Below are 13,193 nucleotides of genomic sequence, written 5' to 3'. Positions count from 1 at the left end.
GATAGCCATGGGGCATGCTCCTGACCTCGCACAATCCGGCCGCCGCCCGCCCCCGGCGGCGCCGGACCGCCGCCGCCCTGCTCACGTCGGCCGTCTCCCTCTGCCTCGTCGCCGCGAGCGCCCCCGCCGTCCCGCTCGGCGTCGGCGACCGGCTCTTCCCGTACCTCGGCAACCCCGGCTACGACGTGGCGTCGTACGACCTCTCCTTCACCTACCCGGGCAGCAACAGCCAGCCGCTGCGGGCCGTCACGACCATCGACGCCTGGACGACCGCCGACCTGGACCGCGTCAACCTGGACTTCGCCCACGGCACGGTTCAGTCGGTCGAGGTCGACGGTGACCCGGCGGAGTTCCACACCGCCGCCGAGGACCTGGTCATCACACCCGAGCACTCGGTGTCGGACGGCAAGTGGATGCGAATCACCGTGCGACACACCAGTGATCCCGTACCCGCCAAGGGCCGCGAGGGCGGCTGGGTGCGCACCGCGGACGGCCTCGCCATGGCCAACCAGGCCGACGCCGCGCACCTGGTGTTCCCGTGCAACGACCACCCCTCCGACAAGGCGATGTTCACCATCCGGGTGACGGCACCCGACGGGCACACGGCCGTCGCGAACGGCCTGTCCGCCGGAACGGAGAAGTCGCGCGGGACGACGACGTGGACCTACCGCACCCAGCACCCCATGGCCACCGAGCTCGCCCAGGTCTCCATCGGCCGCTCCACGGTGCTGCACCGCACCGGCCCCCACGGGCTTCCCCTGCGGGACGTCGTCCCGACCGAGCACCGCAAGGCGCTCGAACCCTGGCTGGAGAAGACCCCCGGCCAGATCACCTGGATGGAGAACAAGGTCGGCCGGTACCCCTTCGAGACGTACGGCCTGCTCATGGCCGACGCCTCCGTCGGTTTCGAACTGGAGACCCAGACGCTCTCGCTCTTCGAACGGGACCTGTTCACCGACCGGGTCCACCCCTCGTGGTACGTCGAGTCGATCATGGTCCACGAGCTGGCCCACCAGTGGTTCGGCAACAGCGTCAGCCCCCGCACCTGGTCCGATCTGTGGCTCAACGAAGGACACGCCACCTGGTACGAGGCGCTGTACGCCGAGGAGCAGGCCGGCAAGCCGATGCGAGACCGGATGAAGGCCGCCTACGGTGCCTCCGACCGCTGGCGCGCCGCCGGCGGGCCGCCCGCCGCGCCCAAGGCGCCCGACGCCGGCCGCAAGATCGACATCTTCCGCCCCAACGTCTACGACGGGGCGGCGCTGGTCCTGTACGCCCTGCGCCAGGAGATCGGCCGTCCGGCCTTCGAAAGCCTGGAACGCGCCTGGGTCGAGCGGTACCGCGACAACACGGCCAGGACGGAGGACTTCGTCCGGCTCGCCGCCGAGATCTCCGGGCGCGACCTGGACGGCTTCTTCCAGGGCTGGCTGTACGGCGAGAAGACCCCGCCTATGCCGGGTCACCCGGACTGGAAGCCCGAGGCGCCCGCGACATCGCAGGCCCCCGCGCGTCCTCGGACCGCCTGAAGCAGGCCCCTGCGAGGCCGCAGACCCCGCGAAAACTGGCCCCCGGGAAGCGGGCCGGGCCGACGAGGACGCCCGCCCGATAACACGGTGACGAGACGCCCCGTGCCGTGCGACCATCTTCAGGTCGGCGCGGCACGAAGCGCCGGGAATCTCCCGGACCGCCCGTGCGTTGCAGACTGTGAACGGCTTCCCACCAACGTAAGGATCCAATGACCTCCTCTTCTTCCTTTTCCCAGGACTCCAAGCGCTTCGCGCACAGCCACCCCGAGGGTTTTCGGGCCGATGCCCTGATGGAAGAGGACGTCGCCTGGAGCCACGAGATCGACGGAGAGCGGGACGGCGACCAGTTCGACCGCTCCGACCGCGCGGCTCTGCGCCGTGTGGTGGGCCTCTCCACCGAACTCGAGGACGTCACCGAGGTCGAGTACCGCCAGCTCCGCCTGGAGCGGGTCGTCCTCGTCGGCGTCTGGACCTCGGGAACCGTGCAGGACGCGGAGAACTCCCTCGCGGAGCTCGCCGCCCTCGCCGAGACGGCCGGCGCGCTGGTGCTCGATGGAGTCACGCAGCGCCGCGACAAGCCCGACGCGGCCACGTACATCGGCTCCGGCAAGGCCGAGGAGCTGCGCGACATCGTCGTCGATACGGGCGCGGACACCGTCATCTGCGACGGCGAGCTCAGCCCGGGCCAGCTGATCCACCTCGAAGACGTCGTCAAGGTCAAGGTCATCGACCGGACGGCCCTGATCCTGGACATCTTCGCCCAGCACGCCAAGTCCCGAGAGGGCAAGGCACAGGTCGCTCTCGCGCAGATGCAGTACATGCTGCCGCGCCTGCGCGGCTGGGGACAGTCGCTGTCCCGGCAGATGGGCGGCGGCAAGGGCGGCGGCCTCGCCACCCGTGGTCCCGGTGAAACCAAGATCGAGACGGACCGGCGCCGGATCCGCGAGAAGATGGCGAAGATGCGCCGGGAGATCGCGGAGATGAAGACCGGCCGCGAGATCAAGCGCCAGGAGCGCAAGCGTCACAAGGTGCCGTCCGTGGCCATCGCGGGCTACACCAACGCCGGCAAGTCCTCGCTGCTCAACCGCCTCACGGGCGCGGGTGTGCTGGTCGAGAACGCCCTGTTCGCGACCCTCGACCCGACCGTGCGCCGGGCCGAGACGCCGAGCGGACGGCTGTACACGCTGGCCGACACGGTCGGGTTTGTACGCCACCTGCCCCACCACCTGGTCGAGGCGTTCCGCTCCACGATGGAGGAGGTCGGCGAGTCCGACCTGATCCTGCACGTGGTCGACGGTTCGCACCCGTTCCCGGAGGAGCAGCTGGCCGCCGTGCGCGAGGTGGTCCGGGACGTCGGCGCCACCGACGTGCCCGAGATCGTCGTCATCAACAAGGCGGACGCGGCCGACCCGCTGACGCTCCAGCGACTGCTGCGCGTCGAGAAGCGGTCCATCGCGGTCTCGGCCCGCACCGGCCAGGGCATCGAGGAGCTGCTCGCGCTCATCGACAACGAGCTGCCGCGTCCGTCGGTCGAGATCGAGGCGCTCGTGCCGTACACGCACGGCAAGCTGGTCGCCCGTGCGCACGACGAGGGCGAGGTGATCTCCGAGGAGCACACCCCGGAGGGCACCCTGCTCAAGGTGCGGGTGCACGAGGAACTGGCGGCGGAGCTCACGCCGTACGCTCCGGCACCGGCGCTCTGAGTCCGACCTGAGCGCGCGTCTCGCCTGAACGCGAGAAGGCCCACGCGAGAAGGCCCGCCCCCCTGTCACAGGGGAGCGGGCCTTCAGCGTGCACGGATCACCGACCGCCGTACGTCTTGCTCATGTTCTGGTAGAGCGCTTCGGCGTCACGGCCCAGTTGCGGACCCGCCAGCCAGGTGTTGTCGGCCGGACCGATCGAGGTGTTCGAGACCAGTACCGTCTTGCCGTTCAGGACCCGGAACCAGCCACCGCCGGAGGAGCCGCCGGTCATGTCGCAGCCGATGCGGTACATCGAGGGCAGGGACGGGCTGAGCGAGAACCGGCCGGGGGTGTCGATGCACCTGAACATCTTCTCGCCGTTGTAGGGCGGCGCGGCGGGGTAGCCCCAGGCGCCCATCTTGGCGGCCTCGGCCGCGGCCGGGGCGGAGAAGTCCACGTCCAGCGCGGCGCCGACCGTCTCCTCCAGGGACTTGGCCCCCTGCTCCGGCTTCACGTGCAGCACGGCGTAGTCGTACGCGGCCCCGTCACCGCCGCTCTCCGAACCGCCCTGGATCCACTGGTTGGAGGTCGAGGCCCAGTTCGCCCACCAGTTGCCGTAGGGGGCGATCTCCGCCGGGTTGGCGTTGGTCAGCTCCGCCTCGGACCTGCCGAGGTCGTTGTAGGCCGGGACGAACATGATGTTGCGGTACCAGCCGCCGTTGCCGCCGGCGTGCACGCAGTGGCCCGCCGTCCACACCAGGTTGGACTTGCCCGGGTGGTTGACGTCCTTGACGACCGTGCCGGAGCAGACGGCCGGGCCCTCGGGGGAGTCGAAGAAGACCTTGCCGACCGGCGCAGCGTTGCGGTGGTACGGCGTCTTCTCGGCCTGCGCCCGGACCGGTGCCGGATCCGGATCGCTGACGCCCTGGCCGGCCGACGCGTCCTTCGGCGTGACCCTCTTGTCGGCCTCGTCGGCGGACTGCATCCGCTCCGGCTTCCAGAGGCCCTCGATCACCGGGTTGACGAAGTCCTTGGCGTCACTGAGCCACTTGTCCTTGTCCCAGTCCTTCCAGCCGCCGTGCTTCCAGCGGTCGACGTCGATCCCGTGCTCCTTGAGCCTGCCCGCGAGATCGGCCGGGATCTTGGCCCCGCCGCCGTTCGCTGAGGCCTGGGAGCTGGTGGCGTCCGGCTTGTCACTCGCCGAATCCCCGGAACCGCCACAGGCGGTCGCGGTGAGCGCCAGGGCGGAAACGAGCCCGGCGGCGGCGAGGACGGTGCGCCGTCCTCGCCTCGGTTCGGGCGTAAGTGTGGAACGCATGGTGCGATGACCCCCGTCGGTACGAACTGAGTGGTGCTTGTCCTGCCACATGCAGGTGCCGCGTGGGCACGGCATGGGCGCGGCAACCGGTGGCTCCGCGCGACACCCCACTATGCCCAGGGAGTTGGGTGTGTACCGGGGTGAGCCGGTGAAGGTTTCCGAGAGTCAGCGGACCGTCACCGACCGGCGAATTTCTTGCTGACCGAGTCGTACACACCCTTGGCCACATCACCCAGGCGCGGTCCGGCCAGCCAGCCCGACGTCACCGGGCCGATCGAGGTGTTGGACACGAGTGCCGGCTTGCCGTCCCAACCGGTCGCGACCCAGCCGCCGCCGGACGAACCGCCGGTCATGGTGCAGCCGATGCGGTACATCGTCGGATCCGAGGCGTTGATCGACAGCCGCCCGGGCCGGCTCTCGCACTGATACAGCTTCTGCCCGTCGTAGGGCTTCGCGGCCGGGTAGCCGATCGCCCTGACGCGCTTCACCCGAGGCACCGCGGGTGCCTTGAACTCGACCGGCAGCGCCGAACCGACCATCTCCTCCAGCGACTTGCCGCCGCTGCCCTTCTCCGGAGTGACATGGATGACCGCGAAGTCGTACGGCGCGCCGTCACCGCCCGTCGAACCGCCCTGCTCGATCCACTGGTCCGAGGTCTGCGCCCAGTCACCCCACCAGACACCGTAGGGAGCGACATCCTCGCGGGTGGCGTTCTCCAGCTCCGCCACCGGCTTGCCGGCGTCGTTGTACGACGGCACGAACGCGATGTTGCGGTACCAGCCGCCCTTCTTGCCCGCGTGCACGCAGTGGCCCGCCGTCCACACCAGGTTGGACTTGCCCGGGTGCGCCGGGTCCTTCACCACGGTCGCCGAGCAGACGGCCGATCCCTCGGGGGAGTCGAAGAACACCTTGCCGGCCGTGGGTGCGTTGGCGTGGTACGACGGCGGGACGGCCTGCGCCTCCACCGGACCGGGCGTCGCGTCGGTCACGCCCTGGTCCTCGGCGATCTCACCCTCGTCGACGCCCTGGTCGGGCTCCTCGGCCTCCCGCATGCGGTCCGGGTTCCAGAGCCCCTCGATGATCGGGTTGACGTACTCGTTCGCCTCGCGCAGCCAGTCGTCCCGGTCCCAGTTCTTCCAGGCGCCGTTCTTCCACTTGTCGATGTCTATCCCGTGCTCGCGGAGCCGGTCCCTGATGTCGGCCGGGATCTTGAGCTTGCCGTCGTCGGAGGCGGTGGCGGATGGAGAGGCCTGACCGTCAGCCGTCGCATCCCCCGACTCGCAGGCCGTGGCGGTCAGGGCGAGCGCCGATGCGAGGGCCACGGCTGCCAGGACGGGGGAATTCCTGCGGCGCGCCCTCCCCCCTCGGACGGTCTGGGACGACGGCCGTGTGGATCGCATGATCTGACTCCCCCTGGTGCGGAACGAACGTGGACGAACCGGCGCTTCGCCCCCGACTCCCGCTTCCTTGCGGGAAGTTCGGGGCGACCTCGCGGCGTCCGGGAACGGCATCACACACTATGCGGTGGCTGTGGGGGCGATCCGACGGGTCCGCAACAGTTCCGTCACGGTAAGGATCTTGAGGCAACCCGTAACCCGGTGAGTGGTCCGGGGTTGGTAGCGGTGGGGGGCCTGCTGTCTGTGCGCGGTCCTCCGTGCCCGTGCGCAGTGGGAGGTCGGGGAAGTCGTGGCGGAGTCCACCCGTGGGGCTTGTGCATCAGAGGAGGCCGCTGTGGGACGCCCTCACGCAGCATCCCTCCCCGGTGGAGCATTCGAAGACACCGCTCCTGCCCCGCGCTCCGCGCACGAGGGACTCCTGCGCCGCCAAGCCGCCCGAGAATCCGCCGCCCGGACCTACGCCCGTGCCTTGCCGATCGTTCCGGTGCGGGCCCGGGGACTCACCATCGAGGGCGCGGACGGACGCCGCTACCTGGACTGTCTCTCCGGCGCGGGGACCCTGGCCCTCGGTCACAACCACCCGGTCGTCCTGGAGTCCCTCCGCAAGGTGCTCGACTCCGGCGCACCTTTGAACGCCCTCGATCTGGCGACACCCGTCAAGGACGCCTTCCTCACCGAACTGTTCCGCACCCTGCCAGCGGGCCTCGCGGACCGGGCGCACGTACGCTTCTGCGGGCCGGCCGGCAGCGAAGCCGTCGAGACCGCCTACGCGCTCGTCCGCGCGGCGACCGGCCGGAGCGGCCTCCTGGCGTTCACCGACACCGGTGGCGAACGTACCGCCCAGGCCTTCGACACCACCTCCGCGGAGACCCCTGACGCGCGGGTCACCCGACTGTCCCACCCGCAGCACTACCGCCGCCCCTTCGATGCCGGAGGCGAGCGCGGGGCCGACCTCACCGCTCTCTGGACCGAGCCCTTCCCCGACGACCCCGCAACCGGGGTGCCACTGCCCGCCGGCGTGATCGTCGAGCCCGTCCGGAGTGAAGGCGGGGTGATCCCCGTCCCCGGCACCTGGCTGCGGCGCATGCGACAGCTCACCGCCGACCGGTCCGTCCCGCTGATCGCCGACGAGACCCGGACCGGCGTAGGCCGGACCGGTGCCTTCTGGGCGGTCGAGCACAGTGGCGTGACCCCCGACGTGATGGTCCTCTCCGACGCCATCGGCGGCAGCCTGCCACTGGCCGTCGTGGTCTACCGGGACGACCTCGATGCCGGAGAAGCCGGCACCCCCGCCGAGTCCTTCCCCGGCAACCAGCTCGCCATGGCCGCCGGCACGGCGACCCTCGCCCACGTCCGCGAGAACGACCTCGCCGAGCGCGCGGCGACCCTCGGGGCGCGCATGCTGTACCAACTCCAGCAGCTCGTCTCGGAGTTCGCCTGTGTCGGTGATGTGCGGGGGAGAGGGCTCATGATCGGCGTCGAGCTGATGGACCCGGAGGGCGAAGGGGAACCCGGCTCGTCCGGTGCCTCATGGGCTGCGGAGTGCGACATGGAGGTGTCGGGGAGGCCGGGCAGCGGGCCCCGGCCTCTCCCCGCCGCTCCCGAACTGGCTGCCGCGGTCCAGCGGGAGTGCCTGCGGCGCGGCCTCATCGTCGGACTCGGCGGCCTGCGCGCCAGCGTCGTCCAACTGCTGCCGCCCTTGACCATCACCGATGAACAAGCGGCCGCGGTACTGGACCGCTTGGCCGACGCGGTCCGGGCGGCGGCTCGGTGCCGTCGCGGCGGCACGGCAGCCGCACCAACGTGGTGAAGCCACACGGCGGGCGTGGGAGGCTCCGGGCCCGATTCCTCAGGTGCGGCGGTGCCGCTGGGCGGACTGTCCGCGCGGCACGCCAGCTCACCAGGGGTGCGCCCCCGGTCGCCGGGCATCACGCGCGACGAGCCATGACTCCTGCGGGCCATCAGCCCCGCACGCCGCGCGCCGTGAGTCTCCGCGGGCCACGAGCCTCGCGTGCCGCCTCCCGTGAGTCCCGCAGGGCACGAGCCTCGCACGCCGCGTGCCGTGAGTCCTGTGGGCCATGAGCCTCATGTGCCGCGCGCCGTGAGTGCCACGAGCCCGGCATGGGCGTGCCGTGGTCCCGCACGCCTGCCCGCCACTCGACTTCGCGCCCCGGATGCCGCACCGAGTGAAGCTCCTCGTCCCACCTTCATGATCCCCAACCACCCCATGAGGTAGCTGCCGTGAACTCCACCCCCCACCCCGACGACCACGCTCCCACCCCGGGACAAAGCTCTGCCGGGGCCCGGCCATCGGCGACGTCGTCAAGGCCGCGGGTCCCTCACCAGCGGCCGACGGCGAAACCCGCCCAGGAGCCGAGCGCAAGCCAGGACAGCGACCCACTGGAGCACCCCGACCCGTACACCGTCGCCCAGGCCGCCGCCGTGGAGAACCTGCTCCGCTGCTGGGCGCGCGAGACCAACGCGCCCACCCCGGCCGACGGCATCCTGCGCATCCCCCTCCCCGCCACCGGTACGGGCCTCCTCGCACCGGTGCGCTACTGGTCCCCGACGGGATGGCACCGCTTCGACCCCCCTCGTCTCGCCGATGCTCCCGAGACCGCCCCACCCGCCGACGCCGTCACGATCGCCGCCCTGCTCGCCAGGGAGACGTCCGCACACTGCTCCGGCAGTAACCGCGCCCACGTCTCCGTCCCCACGCACGCCCCCGGCTCCGCCCCGTCCGGATCCGTCGACGGCGTCGGGCTCGTCGCAGGTGTTGCCGACTCCCTCCGACGTGCCGTCGGCTTCATCACCTACCGCCGGGAACGCCCGGCCGACGGCCCCGACCTCTTCCTGTCCGCGGAGCAGGCACTCGTCCTCGGACACCCCCTGCACCCCACACCGAAGAGCCGCGAAGGACTCACGGAGGCCGAAGCGCCGCTGTACTCACCCGAGTTGCGCGGCTCCTTTCCCTTGCACTGGGTGGCTGTCGCTCCCTCCGTCCTCGCCACCGACTCCTCTTGGACCGAGCGCGGCCGCCCGGTTGCCGCACCCCTGCTCGCCGCCCGGCTCGCCGGCACCGGAGCGCGGTTCCCGGAGGGATACGCCCTCCTGCCCCTGCACCCCTGGCAGGCACACGGGGTCCGACGCCGTCCCCAGACCGCTGCCCTGCTGGACACCGGACTGCTCCGCGACCTCGGCACCCACGGTCCCGACTGGCACCCCACCTCCTCCGTACGCACCGTCTACCGAACCCATGCCCCCGCGATGCTCAAGCTCTCGCTGGGCCTGCGCATCACCAACTCCCGCCGCGAGAACCTCCGCAAGGAACTGCACCGCGGCGTCGAGGTCCACCGCCTGCTCCGCAGCGGCCTCGGGCAGCAGTGGCGCGCCGTGCACCCGGGCTTCGACATCGTCCGGGACCCGGCCTGGCTCGCCGTCGACACCCCCGACGGTGACCCGGTGCCCGGACTGGACGTGGTGATCCGCCACAATCCGTTCAGCCCCTCCGACGACGTCTCCTGCGTCGCCGGCCTCCTCTCGCCGCGACCATGCACCCCGCCCCGGCCGGACGGGGCGGGGTGCCCCGACCAACAGGGCCCGGCACTGCGGTCCCGCCTGGCCGAGGTGATCACGCGTCTCGCCCGCCGCACCGGCCGCCCCCGCGGAGCCGTCGCCGCCGAGTGGTTCCTCCGCTACCTGGCCCACGTGGTCCGTCCCGTCCTCTGGCTGGACAGCGAGGCCGGCGTCGCACTGGAAGCGCATCAGCAGAACACCCTGCTCCTGCTGGACGCCGACGGGTGGCCCACGGGTGGCCGCTACCGTGACAACCAGGGCTACTACTTCCGCGAATCCCGGCGCCAGGACCTCTACGACCGGTTGCCCGGGATCGGAGAGCGGAGCGACACGTTCGTCTGCGACCAGGTGACCGATGAGCGGCTCGTGTACTACCTGGTGGTCAACAACGTGCTCGGGCTGATCGGCGCGTTCGGCTCTCAAGGCCTCGCGGACGAGCCGCTGCTGCTTGCAGCCTTCCGGCGTTTCCTCGGACACCTCGCCTCCGGCCCGGCCCGGCTGCGCACCCCGCTGCCCGCCCTGCTGCTCGACTCACCCGTCCTGCGCTGCAAGGCCAACCTCCTCACCCGGCTGCACGACCTCGACGAACTCGTCGGCCCGGTCGACACCCAGTCCGTCTACGTCACCATCGCCAACCCCCTGCACTCCTGACCGCTCTGATCGACCCCGACCACCGCTGGCCTGCCTCCATCCTGAGGACATGCCACCCCCTTCCTGAGAGGAGCTTCCGTGCCTCCCGCCGATCCGATCGCCGCGACCGTCACGCCCACCCGTCTCGATGCCGCCCCGCGCCATGACGACCTCCTCGACCGCATCGCCGGATGGGGCACGGCGGACACGCCCGCAGGCCGGTTCCATCTCGTCCCCACGCGCATCGAACGCGACCTGGCCCTCATCAGCCGCTGGATGAACGACCCGGCCGCCGCGAGGTTCTGGGAGCTGGCCGGACCCCAGGAGGTGACGCGGGACCACCTGAGCGCCCAGCTGGCCGGTGACGGACACAGCGCGCCGTGCCTCGGCCTGCTGGATGGGGCACCGATGAGCTACTGGGAGATCTACCGGGCGGATCTGGACCCCCTGGCCCGGCATTACCCCGCCCGGCCTCATGACATGGGGATCCACCTCCTGCTCGGCGGGGTCTCCGACCGGGGGCGCGGCCTGGGCGGTCTGCTGCTTCGGGCCGTGGCCGATCTCGTTCTCGCGCAGCGGCCGTCCTGTGCACGTGTCATCGCGGAACCCGACATTCGCAACACCCCCTCCATCGCTGCTTTCCTGACCGCAGGCTTCCGGTTCTCCGCGGAAGTCGACCTGACCGCCAAGCGAGCCGCTCTCATGGTCCGAGACCGGTCCCTCCGGCATCTGCTGTAGCACTGTGTCACCGCGCCATCACTCATTGAACGCGGCCCGTGCCGGGACAGTTCCCGCCCGCCGCGCCCCTTTCTCGAGCAGCCGTGCCACGACCTCACCGTCCCAGCCGGCCGACTTCGATCACCGCCCATCTCCGAGGAGCCCACGGTCTTGATCCCGTCCCCCGCACCCGCCTTGATCGCCCGTTTGTCAGTGCAGGGTCGTAGGGTGGTCGCGCTATGACGAAGCCCTCACTCCCCGAACTCCTGCATGCCGCCGTCACTGCCGTCGGCGGTACGGAGCGCCCCGGTCAGGTGGCCATGGCCGAAGCCGTCGAGGACGCGATCGACGACGGCTCCCACCTGCTGGTCCAGGCCGGCACCGGTACCGGAAAGTCGCTGGGCTACCTCGTGCCCGCGCTCGCGCACGGGGAGCGTGTGGTCGTCGCGACCGCCACCCTCGCCCTGCAGCGACAGCTTGTGGAACGCGACCTGCCGAGAACGGTCGAGTCGCTGCACCCCCTGCTGCGCCGTCGCCCGGAGTTCGCAATGCTCAAAGGCCGGTCGAACTACCTGTGCCTGCACCGACTGCACGAAGGTGTCCCGCAGGACGAGGAGGAAGGCCTCTTCGACCAGTTCGAGGCCGCCGCGCCCACCAGCAAGCTGGGCCAGGACCTGCTGAGGGTGCGCGACTGGGCCGACGAGACCGAGACCGGCGACCGTGACGACCTCACGCCCGGCATCTCGGACCGGGCCTGGGCCCAGGTATCGGTGTCGTCCAGGGAGTGCCTGGGCGCCTCGAAGTGCGCGTACGGCGCCGAGTGCTTCGCCGAGATGGCCCGTGAGCGCGCGAAGCTCGCCGAGGTCGTCGTCACCAATCACGCGCTGCTCGCGATCGACGCCATCGAGGGCGCCCCGGTCCTCCCGCAGCACGAAGTCCTGATCGTCGACGAGGCACACGAACTGGTCTCCCGGGTCACCGGAGTCGCCACCGGCGAGCTCACCCCCGGCCAGGTCAACCGAGCGGTGCGCCGTGCCGCGAAACTCGTCAACGAGAAGGCCGCCGACCAGCTCCAGACCGCCGCCGAGGGGTTCGAACGGCTGATGGAGCTGGCGCTGCCGGGCCGTCTGGAGGAGATTCCCGAGGACCTCGGGTACGCCCTCATGGCCCTGCGCGACGCGTGCCGCACGGTCATCTCCGCGATCGGCACGACACGCGACAAGTCCGTCCAGGACGAGGACGCCGTCCGTAAGCAGGCCCTGGCCTCCGTGGAGAACGTGCACGACGTGGCGGAGCGCATCACGAACGGTTCCGAGTGGGACGTCGTCTGGTACGAGCGCCACGACCGTTTCGGTGCCTCCCTGCGTGTCGCCCCCATGTCCGTCTCCGGGCTGCTGCGCGAGAAGCTCTTCGCGGACCGCTCCGTGGTCCTGACGTCCGCGACGCTGAAACTGGGCGGCGACTTCAACGGGGTCGGCGCCTCCCTGGGACTCGCCCCCGAGGGCACCGAGGGCGATGACGTCCCGAAGTGGAAGGGCATCGACGTCGGCTCGCCCTTCGACTACCGCAAGCAGGGCATCCTGTACGTCGCCAAACACCTGGCGCGTCCCGCGCGGGACGGTGACCGCGCGGACATGCTCGACGAACTCACGGAGCTGATCCAGGCGGCGGGCGGCCGCACCCTCGGCCTGTTCTCCTCCATGAGAGGCGCCCAGCTGGCCGCCGAGGAGCTGCGCTCCCGGATCCCCGAGTTCCCGATCCTGCTCCAGGGCGAGGAGACGCTCGGCGAGCTCATCAAGAACTTCGCGGCCGACCCGAAGACCTGCCTCTTCGGCACGCTGTCACTCTGGCAGGGTGTGGACGTCCCGGGGCCCAGCTGCCAGCTGGTCGTCATGGACAAGATTCCGTTCCCGCGCCCGGACGACCCTCTGATGAGCGCCCGCCAGAAGGCCGTGGAGGACGCCGGCGGCAATGGCTTCATGGCGGTCGCCGCCACCCACGCCGCGCTCCTCATGGCACAGGGCGCCGGCCGGCTCGTACGGGCGTCGGGAGACCGGGGGGTGGTCGCCGTCCTCGATCAGCGTCTGGCGACGGCCCGGTATGGCAGTTATCTGAAGGCCTCGCTGCCCGACTTCTGGTTCACGACGGACCGGAACCAGGTTCGGAAGTCGCTCGCGACGATCGACGCTGCGGCCCGGCAGGCGGAAGAAGAATGAGCCGGGGGGCGGGCCGGCGGCTCAGCCGCCGGCCCGCTGACGAGGTGATCAAGAAGCTGGAGGCTGAGAAGGGTGGCCGCCGCGTGGTGAAGGTCAGGAGGGCATGCAGCGCTTAGGTGAGGTCGGCCCCG

Annotated in this window: 8 protein-coding genes; 6 read left to right on the top strand and 2 right to left on the bottom strand. The window is 71.0% G+C overall.

The genetic code is table 11. The annotated features are described in order from the left end of the window. The first annotated feature begins 14 nt into the window (after nucleotides 1-14). Complete coding sequence (locus ABTX60_RS37570; RefSeq protein ID WP_352101416.1) at nucleotides 15-1,526, top strand: M1 family metallopeptidase; 1,512 nt, start codon at nucleotides 15-17, stop codon at nucleotides 1,524-1,526. Between the two features lie 209 nt (nucleotides 1,527-1,735). Next, nucleotides 1,736-3,229 carry a GTPase HflX gene (hflX, locus tag ABTX60_RS37565; protein WP_352101415.1) on the top strand — a complete coding sequence of 498 codons (1,494 nt, stop codon included), beginning with the start codon at nucleotides 1,736-1,738 and terminating at the stop codon, nucleotides 3,227-3,229. A 97-nt stretch (nucleotides 3,230-3,326) separates the two neighbouring features. Here the strand turns inward: hflX and ABTX60_RS37560 are convergent, their stop codons facing one another. Both ABTX60_RS37560 and ABTX60_RS37555 read right to left on the bottom strand, forming a co-directional pair. Then, entirely contained in the window at nucleotides 3,327-4,526 is a 1,200-nt protein-coding gene (locus ABTX60_RS37560) for a trypsin-like serine peptidase (protein WP_352101414.1), read from the bottom strand. A gap of 176 nt (nucleotides 4,527-4,702) precedes the next feature. Further along, the gene (locus ABTX60_RS37555; RefSeq protein ID WP_352101413.1) at nucleotides 4,703-5,926 is read right to left on the bottom strand and encodes a trypsin-like serine peptidase; all 1,224 of its coding nucleotides are present in this window, start codon (nucleotides 5,924-5,926) and stop codon (nucleotides 4,703-4,705) included. Nucleotides 5,927-6,257: 331 nt separating this feature from the next. On the opposite strand from ABTX60_RS37555, the gene ABTX60_RS37550 reads away from it, so the two are divergent. The 4 genes from ABTX60_RS37550 to ABTX60_RS37535 all read left to right on the top strand — a co-directional run bounded on the left by ABTX60_RS37550 (nucleotide 6,258) and on the right by ABTX60_RS37535 (nucleotide 13,062). After that, complete coding sequence (locus ABTX60_RS37550; RefSeq protein WP_502992474.1) at nucleotides 6,258-7,733, top strand: aminotransferase class III-fold pyridoxal phosphate-dependent enzyme; 1,476 nt, start codon at nucleotides 6,258-6,260, stop codon at nucleotides 7,731-7,733. 431 nt (nucleotides 7,734-8,164) lie between these two features. Continuing rightward, nucleotides 8,165-10,150, top strand: coding sequence for an IucA/IucC family protein (locus ABTX60_RS37545; protein ID WP_502992473.1), 1,986 nt, complete (start codon nucleotides 8,165-8,167; stop codon nucleotides 10,148-10,150). A gap of 78 nt (nucleotides 10,151-10,228) precedes the next feature. Further along, nucleotides 10,229-10,867 carry a GNAT family N-acetyltransferase gene (locus ABTX60_RS37540; RefSeq protein ID WP_502992472.1) on the top strand — a complete coding sequence of 213 codons (639 nt, stop codon included), beginning with the start codon at nucleotides 10,229-10,231 and terminating at the stop codon, nucleotides 10,865-10,867. Between the two features lie 218 nt (nucleotides 10,868-11,085). Then, entirely contained in the window at nucleotides 11,086-13,062 is a 1,977-nt protein-coding gene (locus ABTX60_RS37535; RefSeq protein ID WP_352101412.1) for an ATP-dependent DNA helicase, read from the top strand. Nucleotides 13,063-13,193: the final 131 nt, after the last annotated feature.

It is taken from the genome of Streptomyces sp. NPDC126510 (assembly GCF_040302345.1).
GTDB lineage: Bacteria > Actinomycetota > Actinomycetes > Streptomycetales > Streptomycetaceae > Streptomyces.
Note: the sequence above shows the minus strand (reverse complement) of the source record. Positions and strands in the feature narration are given on the sequence as shown.

Coding starts and splice junctions, on each gene's coding strand:
- ABTX60_RS37570 (WP_352101416.1), top strand. CDS start 15: ATGCTCCTGACCTCGCACAATCCGGCCGCCGCCCGCCCCCGGCGGCGC.
- hflX (WP_352101415.1), top strand. CDS start 1,736: ATGACCTCCTCTTCTTCCTTTTCCCAGGACTCCAAGCGCTTCGCGCAC.
- ABTX60_RS37560 (WP_352101414.1), bottom strand. CDS start 4,526: ATGCGTTCCACACTTACGCCCGAACCGAGGCGAGGACGGCGCACCGTC.
- ABTX60_RS37555 (WP_352101413.1), bottom strand. CDS start 5,926: ATGCGATCCACACGGCCGTCGTCCCAGACCGTCCGAGGGGGGAGGGCG.
- ABTX60_RS37535 (WP_352101412.1), top strand. CDS start 11,086: ATGACGAAGCCCTCACTCCCCGAACTCCTGCATGCCGCCGTCACTGCC.